The sequence below is a fragment of the Fictibacillus enclensis genome, from assembly GCF_001457035.1.
GTDB lineage: Bacteria > Bacillota > Bacilli > Bacillales > Fictibacillaceae > Fictibacillus_C > Fictibacillus_C enclensis.
In genome coordinates this window covers 432,046-452,014 of the sequence record NZ_KQ758617.1, presented here as the reverse complement: position 1 = coordinate 452,014, position 19,969 = coordinate 432,046, and the positions used below count along the sequence as shown (strand labels likewise).

General features: G+C 47.1%; 15 protein-coding genes. 2 read left to right on the top strand and 13 right to left on the bottom strand.

The genetic code is table 11. From position 1 onward, the window contains the following. Positions 1 to 19: 19 nt before the first annotated feature. Together mnmH and pepF are read left to right on the top strand one after the other, a co-directional pair. Positions 20 to 1,072, top strand: coding sequence for a tRNA 2-selenouridine(34) synthase MnmH (mnmH, locus tag AS030_RS02385; protein ID WP_061967964.1), 1,053 nt, complete (start codon positions 20 to 22; stop codon positions 1,070 to 1,072). Between the two features lie 127 nt (positions 1,073 to 1,199). Beyond that, positions 1,200 to 2,987, top strand: coding sequence for an oligoendopeptidase F (gene pepF / locus AS030_RS02380; protein WP_061971453.1), 1,788 nt, complete (start codon positions 1,200 to 1,202; stop codon positions 2,985 to 2,987). Between the two features lie 217 nt (positions 2,988 to 3,204). On the opposite strand, the gene AS030_RS02375 is transcribed toward pepF, so the two are convergent. The 13 genes from AS030_RS02375 to AS030_RS02315 form a co-directional block, all read right to left on the bottom strand. After that, entirely contained in the window at positions 3,205 to 4,479 is a 1,275-nt protein-coding gene (locus AS030_RS02375; protein ID WP_061971451.1) for a CYP152 family fatty-acid peroxygenase CypC, read from the bottom strand. Between the two features lie 78 nt (positions 4,480 to 4,557). Next, positions 4,558 to 6,216: an alpha-keto acid decarboxylase family protein gene (locus tag AS030_RS02370; RefSeq protein ID WP_061967962.1), complete on the bottom strand. Its 1,659-nt coding sequence runs from the start codon at positions 6,214 to 6,216 to the stop codon at positions 4,558 to 4,560. Between the two features lie 119 nt (positions 6,217 to 6,335). Further along, positions 6,336 to 8,825, bottom strand: coding sequence for a transglycosylase domain-containing protein (locus tag AS030_RS02365; RefSeq protein WP_082635678.1), 2,490 nt, complete (start codon positions 8,823 to 8,825; stop codon positions 6,336 to 6,338). A 222-nt stretch (positions 8,826 to 9,047) separates the two neighbouring features. Next, the gene (locus AS030_RS02360) at positions 9,048 to 9,578 is read right to left on the bottom strand and encodes a hypothetical protein (RefSeq protein ID WP_061967956.1); all 531 of its coding nucleotides are present in this window, start codon (positions 9,576 to 9,578) and stop codon (positions 9,048 to 9,050) included. 145 nt (positions 9,579 to 9,723) lie between these two features. Continuing rightward, on the bottom strand, positions 9,724 to 10,209 hold the full coding sequence (locus AS030_RS02355; RefSeq protein WP_061967954.1) for a DinB family protein: 486 nt from the start codon (positions 10,207 to 10,209) through the stop codon (positions 9,724 to 9,726). Then, positions 10,202 to 10,666: a GNAT family N-acetyltransferase gene (locus AS030_RS02350; RefSeq protein ID WP_061967952.1), complete on the bottom strand. Its 465-nt coding sequence runs from the start codon at positions 10,664 to 10,666 to the stop codon at positions 10,202 to 10,204. The genes AS030_RS02355 and AS030_RS02350 overlap by 8 nt, the downstream gene beginning before the upstream one ends. A 141-nt stretch (positions 10,667 to 10,807) precedes the next feature. Beyond that, on the bottom strand, positions 10,808 to 12,259 hold the full coding sequence (locus AS030_RS02345) for an MFS transporter (protein WP_061967949.1): 1,452 nt from the start codon (positions 12,257 to 12,259) through the stop codon (positions 10,808 to 10,810). A gap of 166 nt (positions 12,260 to 12,425) precedes the next feature. Beyond that, on the bottom strand, positions 12,426 to 13,907 hold the full coding sequence (locus AS030_RS02340) for an MFS transporter (protein WP_061967948.1): 1,482 nt from the start codon (positions 13,905 to 13,907) through the stop codon (positions 12,426 to 12,428). Positions 13,908 to 13,964: 57 nt separating this feature from the next. Next, positions 13,965 to 15,404 (bottom strand): aldehyde dehydrogenase family protein, encoded by a 1,440-nt coding sequence (locus tag AS030_RS02335; RefSeq protein WP_061967945.1) that lies wholly within the window; start codon positions 15,402 to 15,404, stop codon positions 13,965 to 13,967. A gap of 19 nt (positions 15,405 to 15,423) precedes the next feature. Next, entirely contained in the window at positions 15,424 to 16,479 is a 1,056-nt protein-coding gene (locus AS030_RS02330) for a homoserine dehydrogenase (protein ID WP_061967942.1), read from the bottom strand. Further along, a complete protein-coding gene (locus tag AS030_RS02325; RefSeq protein WP_061967940.1) occupies positions 16,469 to 17,704 on the bottom strand; it encodes a M20 metallopeptidase family protein in 1,236 nt (411 codons plus the stop codon). The genes AS030_RS02330 and AS030_RS02325 overlap by 11 nt, the downstream gene beginning before the upstream one ends. A gap of 34 nt (positions 17,705 to 17,738) precedes the next feature. Continuing rightward, on the bottom strand, positions 17,739 to 18,935 hold the full coding sequence (locus AS030_RS02320; protein ID WP_061967938.1) for a cystathionine gamma-synthase family protein: 1,197 nt from the start codon (positions 18,933 to 18,935) through the stop codon (positions 17,739 to 17,741). Between the two features lie 15 nt (positions 18,936 to 18,950). Next, on the bottom strand, positions 18,951 to 19,955 hold the full coding sequence (locus AS030_RS02315) for a cyclodeaminase (protein ID WP_061967936.1): 1,005 nt from the start codon (positions 19,953 to 19,955) through the stop codon (positions 18,951 to 18,953). Positions 19,956 to 19,969: the final 14 nt, after the last annotated feature.

Sequence of the window (19,969 nt, the reverse complement as noted above, 5' to 3'; positions counted from 1 at the left end):
AAGAAAGGCGGAAAAGCCAGTGTTTCAAGATATTGCAATCGAAGAATTAATGGCTGCTTACAATAATAATGAGATTACTCTCATCGATGTGCGGTCTCCATCGGAATATAAAGATTCCACCATACCGGGAAGTTTGAACATTCCCCTCTTTAATGAAGAGGAACGGGCAGAAGTGGGAACCATCTATAAACAGAATAGCTCGGAAGCGGCTAAAGAACGAGGCCTTGAAATCTTTTCGGCCAAGCTTCCTCATTTCATTAAAACCTTTGCCGCGATCGACGGTCCAAAAGCCGTGTTTTGCTGGCGCGGGGGCATGAGAAGCCGGACGGCAGCAACTGTACTCGATCTTATGGGGATTCATGCGCAACGCCTGCAAGGGGGCTTTCGTACTTATCGGCAATGGATTGTCAAACAGCTTGATGCTATCGATTTCACACCCGAAGCTTATGTCCTGCACGGAAATACTGGAACAGGAAAAACTTTGATTCTCCAGGAATTGGCGAAACAAGAGTATCCGGTTTTGGACCTGGAAGGCCTTGCCGGCCACAGAGGTTCGATTTTTGGTGAGATCGGCCTTGAGCCCAACAACCAAAAAATGTTCGAATCCCTTCTCTTTCATGAGTTGGACAAGCTTAAATCTTCACCTTATATCCTGATGGAAGCCGAAAGCAAACGAGTGGGCAAGGTGGTTCTGCCCGGGTTTGTGTCTCAGAAGAAACAAAAGGGCTTGCATATTTTTATCGACATGCCGATCAGCGAACGCGTGAACCATATTTTGGAGGATTACCTTCCATGGGAGCATCACGAGGAATGCCTGGAAGCTTTCATGCGTATTAAACGGAGAATTCATACTCCGATTGCTGCCCAAATTGAAGAAGATTTGAAGAGCGGAGACTATCATGCTGCGGTCCGACTGCTATTGGAGCATTATTACGATCCACGATACGAATTTCATGAAAATAATTATGATGAGAATAAACGGATCAACCTGCGTGTCCAAAACAGCAGCGAGGCCATTGTAAAAATTAAAGAGATTATTGAAAAGCGTCAGCCGGCTCATACGGTACTGTAATTTTTACGGTTCCGGCCGGCTTTTCTTACATTTCCCCACACTCATTCAGCATATTGATACTCATTTTGCCCTGCCTATAATACACTTAAAGGAATAAGGATAACTTACAGGAGAAGGAGCTATGTTTATGACAACCTACCTATCAAGAAAAGAGGTACCCGTTCAAGAAAAGTGGAACCTGAACGATATTTACCCTTCCCTTCCTGAATGGGAGAAGGATTTCGAAACGGTAAAAGAACAAGCCCAAGAATTAAAGAATTATGATGGAAACATTAATTCTGCAAAATCCCTGCTGGAGTTTCTTACAAAGCAGGAAAGCCTTTCTCTCATGTTTAACAAGGTTTATGTCTATGCCATGCTGAGCGTGGATGTCGATACCCGTGATTCCCAAGCTCAGTCTCTGCTCGACCGGGCCAAGCATGCCGGGGTAAAAATCAGTTCGGCTACCTCCTTCTTCATGCCTTTCCTTTTAAGCCTCGACGAGGAACAACTAAAAGCGTACATCGCAGAAGAAGAAGGACTGCGCTATTTTGAAGAAGATCTATTTGATTCGTTCCGCTACAAATCCCATATCCTGAGCAAAGAGCAGGAACAGGTTGTCTCCCGCCTCGGAGAAGCCCTCTCTTCCCCAAGCGGTACATTTAACATGATTAACAATGCCGACATCCAATTTGGCGAGGTCACAAAGCCAGATGGAGAAAAAGTAGAACTGACACGGGGCATGTATTCCAAATTAATTGAAGATGAGGACCGCAATGTACGGAAAGAAGCTTACAAAGCTTACTACAAGCCTTACTTATCTCTTAAAAATACCATTGCTTCGACGCTTTCGGCGGCCATCAAAAACAATGTAGCCGTAGCAGAAATCCGAAACTACCCGTCCGCTCTTGAAAAAGGACTGTTCGGTGATAATGTCCCAAAGGAAGTGTACGAAAACCTGATTCGCACGACCAAAGAAAACATCGGTTCCATGCACCAATACAGTGCGCTTCGAAAAGAAAAGCTTGGACTCGATGAACTGCGCCAATATGACTTGAGCACGCCGCTAGTTGCTGGCGTCAAGCTGGATATCTCTTATGAAGAAGCCTATCAAACGATGCTGAAAGCGCTCGCCCCGCTAGGCAGTGATTATGTGATCAAGCTCAAGGAATTTAAAGACGCACGGTATATTGATGTCCGGGAAACGCCCGGAAAGCGGTCTGGTGCCTACAACCTCGGATTGTACGGTGTGCATCCGTTTGTCCTGCTCAACCATCAGGACGATTTGGACAGCTTGTTTACCCTTGCCCACGAGATGGGCCACGCCATGCACAGCTATTATTCCAACAAGCATCAGCCGAAGATCACGGCAGGCTACAGCATTTTTGTGGCGGAGGTGGCTTCCACGGTCAATGAAGTGCTGCTGATCAATTACCTGCTCAATAAAGAAGAAAATCCTCAAATCCGTAAGCATCTTTTGAACCATTTTATCGACCAATTCAAGGGCACGCTCTTTACGCAGGTCATGTTTGCAGAGTTTGAAATGAAAACCCATGAGCTTGCCGAACAGGGGCAGCCGCTGAATGCTGAGGTTTTCAGCCAGGTCTATGAACAGCTGTTCAGGGAATACAACGGAGAAACCGTAATGTTCGATGAGGAAGTAAAATATGGCTGGTCACGAATTCCTCACTTTTACCGTCCGTTTTATGTATACAAATACGCAACCGGGTTTGCCTCTGCCATTCATCTCGCAACAAAGATCCTTGAGGGAGATTTAGAAACCCTTGAAGCGTACCTGGAGTTCCTGAAAAGCGGGAGCTCCGACTATCCGCTTGAGCTCTTGAAAAAGACGGGAGTCGACCTTTCGACACCAGAGCCTATCGTGAATGCGCTGAACCGCTTTGGAGATCTGGTTGAGGAATTTTCACGAGTATAAGCAGTTAACATAATGAGGAGTTGGACAGAAGGATTCTGTGTTTGGCCAGTAAATTTCGAATTTCGGCCAGTAAGTTCTTCGTTTGGGAAAGTAAATCTTCCAAACCGGCTTGTAAATGGCTCCCTGTCCTGATTTCACCCAGGCTAAATGCTCTCAATTCTATAAAACACACAAAAACAGCCCTGAAATGGGCTGTTTTCTGCTTTACTTCTCTTTTTTATACCGTTGTTTGGCTTTTTATGCTGACTCCCTGAATGATGAACCCGCTCTCCGGATAAGTGGGCATTCGAGAAAGACTGTAGCTTAAATCCTGGCCCACTGGTACATTGTAGATCATTTCGTTAGTTAAAAACGAAAAGCTTGTTTTCATAACCTGAATGGTTGCCATTTCACCCGGACAGCGGTGTCCAGTGTACTCATCTCCCCCGCCTTGGGGAATCAGGTCAAACATTCCCCCGTTCCAGTTCCTGAATCGTTCAGGGTTGAACACATAAGGTTCTTCCCAAAGCCGGTTATCATGGTTAGTCCCGTATACATCGAGGAGAACAAGCTGCCCTTTTTCAAATGTATGGCCCTTCCATTCAAATCCATTCTTCACTTTCGTACCAAGGAAAGGAGCAAACGGATAGAAGCGTCTCACTTCCTGAGCAAACATCTGAACGCTCTCTTCATCACCGCTCTGCAGCTTTTCCTTCCACACATTATGCTCAAACAGCGCAAGGGCACCGAACGTTACTAAGTACGTAATCGCTACGATCGGACGCAGGACATTCAATAGCTCGACTGCAGCGGTATGTTCGTCCAGATGCTTCTCCTTATGATCGCGATGCCATGCTATTTTGTGAAGCGCCGTGCCTTCAATCGGCTCTATTCTTCTATGACGTATTTCAATAATCAGCCCTTTAAAATAATCTTCCATCTTCTTTCTCGCCTTGCGCCCTTTCTGATGCCTTGGCCCGACAGCGCCAAATGCATCGACCATCGCAATAAAATCTCTGGCCAACGGCTTAACCTCAATGGCATCAATCGGAACACCTGCCCACCTGCAGGCCACCCGGCACAGTATTTGCTGTACCTCGTCAAAAAGGACGACTTGTTCCATCTTCGCCCACTCGGCCGCTGCGAGCCTCCATTCTTCTCTCGTCAGTTCGGCAAGCAGCTCCAGCCTTTCTTCCGTCATCAAGGACATAAATAAAAGCTTGCGATGTTCATGCGCTTCTCCGTCCAGCGTATGGATCGCGTTTTCTCCAAAAAGAGATTTTTGAATCCGCTTCGGCACGGCCCCTTTCCTTTCGAACTTTTCGTTGTCATAGAAAAGCTCGGCCCCCTCTTGTCCGCCAATGCAGACGACCTTCTGCCCCAGAAGGCGGGTTTCAAAAAGGTCCGACTTGAATTTCGTCCGGCGGCTCGTAATATATTGATATCCTTCCTGTATGAGAGCCAAACTGTGGTCCAATCCTTCTTCCTTTGGTATGTTTAATTGTTTGCTCATGTTCTTCCACATCCTTTCCATCGGAATTCTCTTTAAATGATACCCTCGTTTTTAAGTTTGCAATCAAGGGTTACAGCGTTACTGTTCCATTGCCTCCTGCATCTTTTGCAGATAGGACGGTGCATCCATCGGGTCGTCCACAATGAGCTCGATCAGGCAGAATTGTTCACCGTTTAATTTTTCCACTTGTGAAATGGCTTCATCCAGCTGAGCGTTTGTTTTTACCTGTGCGGTAAACACGTCTCTGCCAAATACCTCCGGCAGTTTCGTATAGTTCCACATCGGAATTTCATTGTAGGTTTGTTTTTCCACTTTCACCTGGACATTCAGGTATTTTTCAATCGTATAGCCGTCATTGTTTAAAACAAAAATGATGGGTTTGCAGTCATTCTCAAGCATCGAGCTGATTTCCTGGACGGTCAGCTGAAGTGAACCATCCCCTGTAAAGAGCAGGACTCGCCGGTCCCTGGCGGCGATGCATGACCCAAAAGCAGCCGGTGTCGCGTAACCTATGCTTTGCCAGCCCCCCTGAGCAATATAGGTTGCACCTTTAGGCAGCCTCACCTGTGACATCCCATAAGAAAAGGTGCCTGTTTCCGTTACGATGACATCATTCTCCTTCAGCATGTGCTGAATCCTTGGATAATAGGAGGCCGCCCTGATTGGTTCCTCTGCTCCTCCTGTAACGGTGTCATACGGAAACGAAGTCTCAGGCAGCTTACCTTCCTGCTTGAATCCTATACCGCTTAATTCCCGGATAAAATCGGCAGCCTGGATCTTCATATAGCTTGCTTCTCCCACTTTTACGGAGTCCGGCTGTATTTCCACCACTTTGAGCGGATCAAGCTTGATGGTATTTTTGGATGTGTTCACATCTGACCATAATGCTCCGACCGCGATGACCGTATCAGCACCTTCTACAATCTTTGTCACTTCCTGATCTCCAAACGCCCCGCCGTATACTCCTATGTACTGTGGATGGCTCTCATCAAAGGCGCTTTTCCCCTGCATGGAAGAGGTGACGGGAACGTTCCATTGCTCAGCCAGCTGCTGTACCAGATCCTGCAGGCCGTATCTGATCGTTTTCATGTCCGCCAGAATGACGGCATTTTTTGCGCCAGCCAGCAACGTATTGCTGTGGGCGATCGCCGCTTTTAAAGCAGAGTCCTTTGTGCCCTCCTCAATGGTCTGTTTTTCGGAAGGGATGATGGGCTGTGTGACCAGATCAATGGCAACACTTAGATACACTGGTTTTTTCTTTTTCTTCGCTACCTCAATGGCAGCCGGTATTTCCCGTGCGGCGTTTTCCGGTGTCAAAACCGCTGTATAAGCAGTGAGGTTGTCATACACTTTCCTGAACACATCAAAGTCCCTGTCCATCAGCGTATGGTGGGCAAGTGCCTTTTCCTCCTGCATGGCTGACTTGGGAGAACCAACAATGTGGATTACCGGGACGCTTTCACTGTATGAACCCGCAATCGCATTGCATGCGCTCAACTCTCCCACTCCAAACGTCGTTATGAGAGCAGAGATTCCGTTCAGCCGGGCATAGGCATCTGCCGCATAGCCAGCGTTCAATTCATTTCTGTTGTTTACAAATTGAATCCCTTCATAATCTTTCAGCGTATCAAGCAGGGAAAAGTTGTAATCTCCCGGTACACCGAAAATTTCTTGAATTCCTTCTTTCTTTAAGCAATCCAGTAAATACAATCCTAATGTCTTTCTTTCTGCCAACATGCTCACTCCTTTAATCGTTCATCTCTACTCTATGTATATACCCAAACCTTTTTATGCTAATCCCACACTCTGCCTATAAAAAAAGCAGATTTCCGTAATTGGAAATCTGCTTCTATCGTTTAATTGCTCGTATCTGATTGGGCTTTACTGCGGTTGCTGCTTACGCTGTTTGACTGAATCGTATCTTTTTTCGGAGGTGTGGTCGGCTCGGTTGGTTTCTCTGGCTTGGCTGGTTTGTCTGGTTTATTATCGTCCTTTGGCGGTGTGACTGGTGTGTCAGGTTTATCCTGCTGGCCACCGTCCTGCCCGTTGTCCCCTCCCTGATCCGTTCCACCGTCCTGATTGGTTCCGTCATCCTGGTTATTGCCGCCATCCTGATTGGATGCTCCTTGCCCGTTGTCTCCATTTCCTCCCTGATCGCTGCCGCCCTGATCATCCTTTGGCGGCGTTGCCGGGGTATCAGGAGTCGTGGTGGTTGTTCCATCATCCTTTGGCTTCTCTTGATCCGTTTTCTTTTCTTCTTCTTTTTTATCTTTTTCTTTAGTGGCGTCTTCTTCCTTTTTCGCCTCTTCGGTTTGATCCGATTTCGATGTATCCTCATCACTCTTTGCGTATTTCGGCTGAGCTAAAGCCGGTACAGAGGTACCTTGAACATACAGCTCAGAGCCGCGGGCTACCACTGAACCCGGTTTTTCAAAATCAGCAGTCATTTTCCCTTGGGAAGCATGGGACATAAGCTGCTTGAAAATCAACTTGGCGATTACCTGATCGTCTTTTCGTACATACATGTTTGATCCGGTCTTGTCATACCCGGTCCATACCGCTGCTGTATAGCGGGTCGTATAGCCGACAAACCAGGAGTCACTCGAACCATTGCCATACACACCTTGCGGCAGGTTGGTCGTTCCTGTTTTTCCGGCAACATCCAGTCCAGGAATCTGGGCCATCCGGCCGGTTCCTCTGCTCACTACGCTCTTCAGCATGTCGGTTACCATATATGCGGTGTAATCGCTCATCGCTTTTTTCGGTTTATGTTTAATCTCGCGGACTTTACCATTAGGATATTCAATCTTTCGAAGGGTTGTCGGCTGATTATAAACCCCTTGGTTTCCAAAGGCGGAAAATGCACCTGCCATCTTCAATGGCGACACACCGGTTTCAAATCCGCCGATCGCATACGACGGGTAAATCTTATCCAATCCAAGCCCCAAATTATTGGCAAACTTCTTCGCGTTATCTTCACCAACCGCCTGGTAGGCTTTAATGGCTGGGATATTGTAGGATTGCACAAGCGCTTCTCTCATCGTAAGGGTACCATGGTAGGATTTATCCCAGTTCTGCACTTGCTTACCGTTGATTTCAAGCGGTTCATCCTTGATTGGTGTGTTCGTGGACCACTTCAGGTATTCAATCGCAGGACCGTAATCTAACACCGGCTTAATGGTTGAGCCAGGCTGTCTCTGTGTGTCTGTGGCATAGTTGAATCCTCTCGACACTTGTTCTTTTTCACTCAGACGGTTTCCGCCAATCGCACGGATCTCTCCGGTTTTTGTATCAAGAAGTACGACACCTGCCTGAAATTGTTTGTCCGGGTACACAACATAATCGTCGGTACTCAGGATTTTTTCAGCCTGTGACTGGGCATCCGGGTCCAGTGTGGTGTAGATTTTCAGGCCGCCCTCAAACAAATCTTTTTCAGAAATGCCTTCCTTTTCAGCGTCATCAATTACCTGTTGAAGGAAAGCTTCATATCTTGGACCCGTCTCTTCTTTTTGTTTAACAACCATCTTTTCTATTGGCACAGACTGTGCTTTCTCTTTTTCCTGCTCTGAAATGTATCCATTCTTCTCCATAAGTGACAGAACGACATTTCTACGATCTTTCGCCAGATCCGGACGTTTAACAGGATCATAGCCGTTCGGGCGCTGCGGCAATCCCGCAAGCAGCGCAATCTCGCTGGTTGTCAGTTGATCGAGTGACTTATCAAAGTACACTTTAGCAGCTGTTTTAACACCGTATGCTCCATGGCCAAAATAAATCTTGTTTAAATAGAATTCGAGAATCTGATCTTTGGAGTATTCCCGCTCAAGCTTTAAGGCGAGATAGGCCTCCTGAATCTTTCGTGTTACCGTTTTTTCCGGTGAAAGAAAAGAGTTCTTGATGACCTGCTGGGTAATGGTACTTGCTCCCTCTGATCCAAAGCCGTGTGTAATGTTTGACATAATCGCACCCGCTACACGTTTGGGATCAATCCCTGAGTGCTTATAAAAGCGGACATCCTCTGTCGCGATAAAGGCATTTCTCACGCGGGGTGGAATGTCCTTGATTGATGCATAATCCCGTTTTTCCTTTCCGTTGATCGATATGACCTTTTTACTGTTCATATCATACACGGTAGAAGAGCTTGCATACTTTAAGTTTTGTGCATTCAATTCCGGGGCATTTTTGATCATTGAAAAGACCGTGATGCCGCCGCCAACGACTATGACAAGAAAGAGAACAAGAAAAGTTACTGCAGTGTATGTTAGGAATTTTCGAAAACGCTTGGGTGGCTTTTTGTTCTGTTTTCTTCTTTCCATTCTTGAAGCTGAATTATTCTTTTCCATCATAACTCTCCTTAAATTGTTCCATGTTATTCCCTATGCTGAAATAGTTAATATTATCCTGAACACCAATTTTATACTATTTTCATAGAAAATCATACGAATATCACCCGGAAATGTTACAACTTTATTACAAACAGGTAAGAAGCACTAGATTTATCCAACTGCTTACATAATATGCGTTTAAAAAAAGAACAAGAACGGATGAGGTCATGTTCCGTTTGTGCTTTAATGATATTCCGGCTGGTCCGCAGTGGTCCGCAGCGGGTGTACAGGATAATAAAATGATAGATTGCGATAGTTCCAGGCATAACGGCTTTTCTGAAAAAAAGAACTCAGCGGGACCGTTTTCATTTTCTCGCCTTCTATCCAAATATCCTTATCCCTCGCCTTCTCACTGTCAAAACCAAATGCCAGCCTATTTTTATCGTAAACCATCGAATTTTTAGTGGTGCTTTCATACAGGTTATTCACTTGAGCCAGGTCAGCATGATATCTGCTGAAATGTTTTGTTATTTTAAAAACATAAATTTGGTGAGGAGTATCTGTGATGGCAAGCGAATAAGGACTGTTTTCACCAGGTACAGATTGATAGTTTCTTGTATTGAGTTCTTCTGCTTCCTTATTAATCGCCGATTTCAGCGCCTCACTTTTTGACTGATACCTGAAATGGACAACAGCTAAGTAAAGGGAAGGAACGGCCAAAACAAGAAGCAATATTATGAGCCATTTATAGTTCACACCAACTTCCAAATCCAACCATCATTAAACTTCCCTGTCCAAACAAATTCAAGAGAAATTCCATGTTTTTTCATCCTCCTGTTCCATTCCTCATTTTACCACAAATTTCCCTATAAATTGTAAAAAAATAAGCCTTTCTGTAAGAAAGACTTCTTCAGGCTATTTATCGTTTGGAAGGCCATGAACCCTGGAGTTTTCGCAGCTGAATGATCTGTCCGGTATGAAACGAATCATGCCTTACAAGGCTCGAAATATAATTCCCCATTGGATCACCATCAGCAAGAAGGGTATCAAAATCTTCGTCATTTTTGGTTCCTACGATATTGAGCAATTCCTGCTGAACTTCTTCTATCTGTAAAACAGTCTGCCGCCAGGCCTCCTCATCATGAGGAGAGTCTACTTTAAACGTTTCGTTGTTGGTTTGTGAGCAATTTGACATCTCCACACCTTTTAAATAATGCAGGAGCTGTCGCTTGTAATACAGCAAATGATTGGCTGTCTCCCAGATCGTGTTCACACCGTATCCTTCTGGCCGCCAGCTTGCCTGTTGGGCTGACAAACCTTCGAGCGCGGGCTTTAACGGGGCATACCAATCTCTTTGATCATACGCGTGCCTCATCTCACGCACTAACAGTTCAAATTTACTCATTGTTTTCCTCCTTCTTCAGCTCCCAATACACCATATCTCCCTCTTGTCCGGTACGTTTCATCTCCAGCTTTTCCAATACGCGTATCGATGGACCATTGTCACTGAGGCATTCAGCAATAATCCTTTCGATACAGTCGGAGGTGAATGCCCATTGGATCAGTCTTTCAACCGCTTCCGTGGCATATCCCTGATGGCGGGCAGATGGATCAAACCCGTACCCGACTTCCACCTTTTTTTCTGCATCCGGCTTTCCTTTGAATCCGATATCTCCCACAATTCGGCCGGTTTCTTTTTCCGTTACCAGCCACACGCCCCAGCCGTATTCCTCGGGATCCTGATCCAGCTTCTTCAAGTGTGTGATGATATGCCCGCCCAGGGGATATTCATTCTCTGACAATGAGGCCACATACGGACGTGTACACGGCATGATCGTTAATCGCTTTGTTTCCAGCTTCATGGATTTCGTTCCCTTTCTCTTTAAGTTGTTCTACGCCATTTATTCTGCTCGTCCGGCTTAAATCCTTTTCTGTTTTTAAGTGAAGGTTCAAAACTATCACATAAAAAAGACTGCCTCAACAGTCTCGGCAGCCTTTACTGATTATTGATTAATACTTTTCACATGTCTTGGAGTATTATCCGTTACTTCTTCCTCCCACCACAGGGCTTCTTCCGGATTTTTCAACACTTCTTCTACTTCCGCCGGTTCCTCCACTACCGGCAGTGAACCGCGGAGTGAGCGGCCAGCTGTCTCCTTGACGAAAAAGGCAACGACAATAATTCCGATGATACAGACTGCCATTAAATAATAGGCCGGTACCATGTTATTATTTGTTTCTTTAACAAGCCAGGCGACAATCAGCGGTGTGGTTCCTCCAAATATGGAAGTGGACACATTGTAGGTTAATGCAAGCGAGCCATACCGTACATTTGTGAAAAATAAAGATGGCAGGGTCGCGGGAAGTGTTCCTTGAAAGGCGGTCAGCAGGCAGCCCAGGATCAGTACTCCCCAAAAGGCGTTGATCCCATTGCTGTTTCCTGCCAGCATAAATGCCGGGATGCTTAAAATGATCGTTAAAATCAGAGCTGAAATCAGGATCTTATTCCGCCCTATCCGGTCACCCAAATAACCCATTCCAATAACAAACGGAATCATGATGACCATCACGATAAGAATAAGCAGCAATCCTTTGGTCTCCCCATACCCGAGCTGTTCCGAAAGATAAGACGGCATATAGGTTAATACCATATAAACGATTGTATTATAAAACAATACAACCCCCACACAGATCAATAGAGATTTCCAGTGATTAACGAATATTTCTTTGAGGGAAGACTTGCTTTTACTTTCCTCTTTTTCTTCCTCCATGGCTTTAAATGCTGGCGTTTCTTCAAGATGGGAACGGAAATAGAGGCCGATCAGCCCCAGTGGCGCAGCAACAAAGAACGGTACCCTCCATCCCCATTCAAGCATGGTGTCTGACCCAAGAATGAACGTTAGCAGTGTAACCAGGCCTGAGCCCGCAATATAACCAACCAGTGTTCCGACTTCGAGCACACTTGACATCACACTTCGCTTTTTATCAGGGGTCGATTCTGCAATGAACGTCATAGCGCCCGCATATTCTCCTCCTGTGGAAAATCCTTGAACGAGCCGGGCAACCAGTAAGAGAATGGGTGCCGCTATACCAATGGACGAATAACCAGGAATCAGCCCGATAGCTAATGTGGCAATAGCCATCATGATCAATGTAATGGCCAGCACCTTTTTTCTGCCGAGCCGGTCACCCAGCATTCCAAATACAATTCCGCCGATCGGCCTGGCAATAAATGCGACCGCGAAGGTCGCAAATGCATAAATGACCTGGGCGGAAGGTTCAACTTCCGGGAAAAACACTTTGCCGATGGTCACTGCTAAATAAGAATAAATACCAAAATCAAACCATTCCATCGCGTTGCCAAGGGAAGTTCCCAAAATCGACTGCTTCGCAATTTTCTTATCTACTACTGTTATATCCCCTTTTTGTAATTTCCTTTTAACTCCTTTACCCACAGCGTGCCTCCTTCAATTTCTTAAAAATTTAGTTACTTTACTAAACCAATTCCCCAAACTAAATTTTATTAATCTTAAGCAAGCTTGACGCTCCAATCATCCAGTAAGCCTAGTGACCCACCATATAAAACAGAAAGGCTGCCTGATGTTCTGGCAGCCTTTTTCATTATTGAATTTTGCTTACATTTTTCTGCTGAGATCCCAATAATCCAGGGGTAATTCCTGCTCGTTCTTGTCTTTTCGCGACTTCTTCCTTCCACCAGAAAGCGGATTGGGAATCGAGTTCTGCTGCTTCACTCTCGTGCTCCACTGTAGGCTTGGAGCCTCTCAATGAACGGCCACCTGTTTCTTTTACGAACAGAGTGACAACAAAGAGACCAATTACACATACACCGATCAAAAAGTAAGCAGGGAGCATATTTATGCCGGTTGCTTTCACAAGCCATGCGACCACAAGAGGTGTTGTACCACCAAAAATGGAGGTGGATACATTATAGGTAAGTGCCAATGAACCGTACCGTACCTCTGTAAAAAACAAGGATGGCAGTGCGGCCGGCAGTGTCCCCTGGAAGGCTGTGAATAAACAGCTTAACACCAATAGACCAATAAATGCTGCCACGCTTGAACCGGTATCCATCAGGTAAAATGCCGGAATGCTGAGAACGATTGTGCCGACTAATCCCGTTATGATCAGCCGGTTCCTGCCAATACGGTCAGCCCAGCGTCCCATGAGCAAAACACAGGGAATCATCGCGATCATGACAAACAGGATGAGCACAAGGCCTTTCATTTCTCCAAAACCAATCTGTTCTGATAAGTAGGATGGCATATACGTAAGAATCATATAGTTAATGGTGTTATAAAAGAAAACCACACCAATGCAGATGAGCAGAGACCGCCAGTGTTCTGTAAAAATCTTCTTCAGGGAGGCTTGATCCTTTCTTTCCTTGGTGGTTTCCTTCATTTCTTTAAATGCAGGCGTTTCCTCCAGATGTGAACGGAAATACAAGCCAATCATGCCTAATGGAGCTGCAATGAAAAATGGAATTCTCCAGCCCCATGCCAGCATGGTTTCAGATCCCAGCAGAAAAGTAAGCAATGTTACAAGGCCCGAGCCTGCAATAAAGCCGACAAGAGTGCCTACTTCAAGGAAGCTGGACATAAAGCTCCGCTTTTTATCAGGGGTGGATTCAGCAATAAACGTCATGGCACCAGCATACTCGCCGCCTGTGGAAAACCCCTGAACCAGGCGGGCAGCCAGCAGTAAAACCGGAGCGGCTGCACCAATAGTGGCATAACCGGGGATCAGGCCGATGCTCAAGGTGGCAACGGCCATCATGATCAGTGTGATAGCAAGGACTTTCTTTCGGCCTAAACGGTCACCCAGCATTCCAAAGACCAGACCGCCGATCGGCCGGGCAATAAATGCGACAGCGAACGTTGCAAAAGCATAGATCAACTGGGCAGAAGGATCGATTTCAGGGAAAAACACTTTGCCAATCGTTACTGCCAGATAGGAATAAATCCCAAAATCAAACCATTCCATGGCATTGCCGAGAGACGTTCCAAATATGGATTTCTTCGCTATTTTCGTATCTACAACCGTGATATCTTCCTTGGTCAGCTTATTGATTTGTCCTCTTTCCACACTGTACCTCCTCTTATTACCGTAATTTTGCCTCTTTCCAAAACCCTCTTTCACTTTTCAATTTGATAATTTGTAGCAAACAACTTTTGGCTCTGTCATCTCTTGGATCGCGAACTTGATGCCTTCCCTTCCAAGACCCGATTTTTTCACCCCGCCAAATGGCATAGCGTCAATCCGGTAATCACTGCTGTCATTGATCATGATGCCTCCGACTTCCATGTTGGCGATGGCTTTTTGGGCTTGATCCATATTCTTGGTAAAGATGCCTCCCTGCAGGCCATAGCTGACTGCATTCGCTTTTTCAATTGCCTCATCCAGGTTCTCCACTTCAAAAAGAAGAACGACCGGACCAAAAATTTCTTCCCTGGCAATGGAGCAATGCTCAGGAACGTTTTTTAATACCGTTGGTGAATAGAAGGCACCCTTTCTTTCTCCGCCAGTCAGCAGCTCAGCACCTTTTTTAATGGCTTCATTTACGAGATTCTCTACACGAATGGCCTCTTTTTCTGTAATAAGAGGCCCCATATCTGTCAGCTCTGACAGCTTGTCACCCACACGGTACTGGTTGGTCTGTTGGACGAATTCTTCCTCAAATTTTTCCATCACACTCCTCTGGACGTAAATTCGCTGGACGCTCAAGCAATTTTGTCCTGCGGCCCAAAACGCTCCCGAAACTGTTGATTCCACTGCCTCTCCAAGATCTGCGTCCTCAAGGACAATAACAGGGGAATTGGAGCCAAGCTCCATGCTGATCTTTTTTAATCCCGCTTTCTTGACGATCTCTTCCCCCGCTTCTACACCGCCTGTAAATGAAATCATGCGGACCGCCGGGTGTGTGACCAATACATCGCCAATTTCGCTTCCATGCCCAGTAATCACGGACAGCACTTTGGGCGGAAGGCCGCTTTGTGAAAAAGCTTCGGCAAGCAGCAACGCACTGAGAGGCGTAACGGTAGCAGGTTTTACAATGATGGCATTTCCGGAAGCGATGGCAGGTCCCACTTTATGGGCCACCAGGTTCAAAGGATCATTAAACGGAGTGATCGCTCCGATGATGCCAATGGGAAACCGCTGATAGTAGCCCACACGGTTTTGGCTGCCTTCCATCTGGTCAAACGGAATCGTCTCACCATGGATACGTCTTGCCTCTTCGGCACTGATCCGGAGAGTCTGAATGCATCTTGCCGTCTCCTTTGCCGCTTCCCGGATGGTTTTCGAGCCTTCTTGAGCGATGATTGAAGCGTATTTTTCCTTGTTCGCTTCGATATAATCAGCCGCTCTGTGAATGACTGCCATCCGTTCGTATACCGGCATGGCGGCCGCGATCTTTGCTCCTTCTTTTGCCAGTTCGATACAGGACAGCATATCTTCCTTAGAAGCCGCGGGAACGGTATCAATCACTGTGTTATCCTGCGGGTCCCTTACCTCAATGACGTTTTCGCGATTTACCCAGGAGCCTCCTACAAACATCTTTTGGCCAGCAAGCTGAATGGTCATATTTTCCCGCCTTTCTCGTTTAGATGTTTACCAGTTTCCGTTCACGGTCTATGTTGATCAAATCAATGAGCAGAGAGAACCCCGTTTCCACTTTGCCTGCGCCGGCTCCGCTCAGGGTTACCGTACCTAACAGGTCACATTCATAAGCAATGGCATTTACCGCTCCCTTAATGGATGCGAGCGGATCCGTTATCTCCACCTTTTCAGGAGCAATGGAAGCGATGACTCTTCCGTTTTCCTTTCGTACCTTCGCAAGAAGCTTCCACCGCTTGCCCTGGGCCTTCGCCGTTTCAATATCATGCCGGGTAATATTCGTGATTCCTCTGCAGGAGATTTCTTCTACAGAAAGCGGCTCTTTCATGACATAGTTTGCAAGAATGGCAATCTTGTACCGCGCGTCAAATCCTTCCACATCGCTGGTCGGATCGGCTTCCGCATATCCAAGCGCCTGAGCTTCCTTCAGTGCTTCCTCATACGTAACGCCTTCATCCTCCATTTTTGTCAGGATATAGTTGGTCGTCCCGTTCAAAATGCCGCGGATTTCATAGATTTCATTTCCGGCAAGGGCAGCAATTGGCATGCGCAAGGATGGTGTCCCGCTCATCACCGTGCCTTCAAAACCCCAATGAACACCTTGCTTTTCAGCCAGCTGTGATAACTCCTGATAGGCCAGTGCGACCGGACCCTTGTTTGTCATCACCACATTCTTTTTGGCCAGAAAGGCAGTGCGGCAATGGTCAATCGCAGGCTGCCCGGTTTGGACATCGGTATAGGAAACCTCCACAATGGTATCCGCATTGGATTCCCGGATGGTCGTCAGGCTGTCCCATCCCGTTACAAGACCCGGTGAAGAAGGATAGTTCTCAAGATTTCCGGTTTCCTTGAGCACTTCAAGCGCGGTTTCTATATCAAGGCCTCTTGGGTGATAGATGGAACCTTTTTTAAAATCTGATATGGCGACAATTTCAGCTTCAAATTGTTCATTCATCTTTAACTGCTCTTTCTTATTTTTTAAAATTTCAGCCAGCCCCTGACCGACCGTCCCAAACCCGATAAATGCGAGTTTATGTGCCATGAATGTCGACCTCCACCTTTTTACGGTTTGGCAAAACTGCCTCGCCCTTTAAATAATTGATCGCTGTTTGTGCCAGGATTGCCGTACCCATCGGCAGGCACTCCTCATCAATGTCAAATATCGGGGTATGTAAATCCCTTTGCTCACCGCCAGGTTCAGCACATCCCAGAAAAAACAACGCACCCGGTACCCGTTCCGTTACGTATCCAAAATCCTCCCCGCCCATTCCGAAAGGCCCTCTTGTAATATTGATTTTTGGATACCACTGTTGAGCCGCCTCAATAAACCACTGGTTCACCGCCGGATCGTTTTTCAATGCCGGCTCGCCGCGGTCGATTCGAAAGGAATACTCTCCGCCGAGCGGTTCAACAATGGAAAACGCCCGCTGCAGTTCCACCGCCAGCTTATCCCGCACTTCCGGGGAATAGCTGCGCAAGGTGCCAGTTATGGAGACTTCGGTAGGAATGATGTTGCTTGCTGAACCCGCGTGTACCTCTCCAATACTGACAACAGCCGAATCCAATGCCGATAGCTTCCTTGCAACAATGCCATGAAGAGCCTGCAGCACCGGGCCCAGCATCCATATCGGGTCTGTGCCCTGCTCCGGGTAGGCCCCATGTCCGCCGGTCCCCTTAATTTTGCCTTGAAACACGTCGACATTGGCCATGCTGTACCCGTCGTTCACTTGCATGGAACCGACGGGTAGCCACGGACACATGTGAAGGGCAATAGCTGCATCCACCCCATCATACGCTCCGGCTCTGATCATATACGGAGAGCCGGATAGCCCGTTTTCATCGATACTTTCTTCTGCCGGCTGAAAAATAAATTTCACGGTTCCCTGTATATCACCGCGCTCGAACTGTTCCGAGAGCAATGAGGCCACGCCGAGGACAATCGAGGTATGCGCATCATGGCCACAGGCGTGCATCACCCCTTCGTTTCCGGAAGAGTAACTCACTTTGTTTTCCTCCGTAATCGGCAGGGCATCGATATCTGCCCTGATCGCGATCACGGGCCCTTCACCGGAAGAGAGTGTGCCCACTACCCCGGTAGCCCAGCCTATTCCCGTCTTGGTCTTCATTCCCGGCATCTGTCTCAAAGCATTAGCAATATAGCTTGACGTTTCAAACTCCTGAAAACTGAGTTCCGGCCTTTGATGAATCTGCCGCCGCCAGGTCATAAGCTTTTCTTTCATGCTTCCTATACTTTCCGGATGTTTCATAGATCACTCATCTCCTCAAACCCGGAAAATTTTCTTAAACTTTCAACCCGCTTTCCACATGCTGAAAGGCTTGTTCGAAATCGGCAATAATGTCCTCAATATCTTCAATGCCACAGGAGATCCGGATTAATCCTTCCGGGATGCCCATGGCTGCCCGCTCTTCCGGTGTACACTCCACATGGCTTGTGGTCCGTGCCGGCCCGACTGTTGTTTCCACAGCACCAAGGTTTGCCGCCCGGTTGGCATATTGCAATTTTGGAAGAAGGTCCCGTACCGTTTCCACTCCGCCTTTTACGGCAAAGCTGAGCATTCCGCCAAACCCTCTCATCTGCTTCTTCGCTATTTCATGGTTTTGATGGGTTTCAAGCCCAGGATAATAAACGCCCTCGACAAGTTCTTGTGTTTCAAGGAACTTGGCCAGTGCCATTGCGTTTTCACTTTGCTGGCGGACACGAAGCTTGAGAGTCTTCATTCCTCGCAGGATAAGATAGGCTGCCATCGGATCCATGGTCGCTCCGTTAATCTCACGGAAATGATAGATTTTTTCCACCAGTTCATCTGAACCGCATACAACACCTCCAAGTGCATCTGCATGTCCGCCAAGGAACTTGGTCGCACTGTGAATGACCAAATCTGCACCAAGAGCAAGTGGGTTTTGATTAATTGGCGTTCCAAACGTGTTATCCACCACCACGAGTGCTCCAGCTTCACGGCCGGCCTTCGCCATTCGTTCGATGTCAGTAATCTTCACGGTCGGATTGGTTGGAGTCTCGAGATAAAGAATGGAGCATCCTTTGGCTACTTCTTCTTCAATTTGCTCGTGGTTGCCCGTTTCACACAGAACCACTTCTACCTGCTGGCGGGGGAGGAATTCAGTAAAAATTTTATTCGTTCCGCCGTATGTATCCTTGATGGACACAATTCGGTCCCCTGGTACAAGGAACGTGGACAGCGTGTTGCTGATCGCAGCCATTCCGGTTGAAAAACTTGTTGCGGCTTCCGCTCCCTCAAGAATCTTTACCTTATCTTCAAACGCCTGAACGGTGGGGTTCGTGTTCCTTCCGTAAATATGTCCCTTTTTCTTGCCGATGGCCACGTCATACCATTCATCCATATCGTCATAGCCATAGGCTACGCTTAACACTACAGGCACTTGAGTTGCCCCGTGCACCAAATAGTCTTTTTCCCCTGCCCAAACGGATTGTGTTCCTGCTTTTGCATTCTGTGTCATACGATGACTCCTCCTTTAGTTTTTTAGAGCTGGTTTTTTATTTTCAATTTTCAGGCCCAGTCCCCGGTTCACCATTTCCTGAAAAGCGAACAGAGCAATCGCCGTATCCTGAACACCCGTGCCTGTCAGATCACACACCGTAATCTGCTCATCATTTTGGCGTCCTGCAACCTTTCGTGAGGTAAGCTCACCGATTTCAGTGATCGACCTTGTTTCTGAAATCACGCCCTGAGAGAGCGCATGATGAAGCTCGCCCAGCCGCTCACATTGAGCGACCGTATCACAGACCAGAACATCCGCTTTCGCCAAAACATCTGCTTCAATCTCCTGTTTGTGCTCTGCGTCCGAACCCATCGCCGTGATATGGAGTCCGGGATGAAGCCACTCTGCTTTGATTACCGGTTCGCTTGCCGGTGTGGTTGTAATGACAAGATCGCTCTGGATGACGGCTTCTTTTGCACTTTCAGCCGCCTGAACTTCCACTCCAAGCTCTTCGGTCATTTCCTTCACATACGCTGCTACTCGATCCGGTGATCTTCCGTAGACGATCACCCGTTTAAAATTCCGAACCAACTGAAGCGCTTTTACCTGATACCGGGCCTGGCTGCCACAGCCAATCACACTGACGGTATGGATGTCCTCCTTTGCCATGTATTTCGATGCGATGGCCCCGGCGGCAGCCGTCCGAACGTCTGTGAGATATCCATTATCGAGCAACAGCGCCTCCGGAACTCCCGTAGTTGCACTAACGAGCATCATCAGACCGCTTCCGCTCGGCAGACCCAGCTGATAGTTGTTAAAAAAGCCGGAAGACACTTTGATCGCAAACTTGTCTTTGCCTTTGATATAGGCCGTTTTCACATCCACTTCACCATTGTGGTCATGAACATCCACCCGCATGATGGGAGGCATGACCGCTTTCTTTTCGGCGAGGCTTGAAAATCCGTCTTCCACCACCGATAGCGCTTCATGGTTAAGTGATATATGCTGCCTTAACTCTTGTTCTGTAAAAATGTACATCTGCAGCTCCCCTT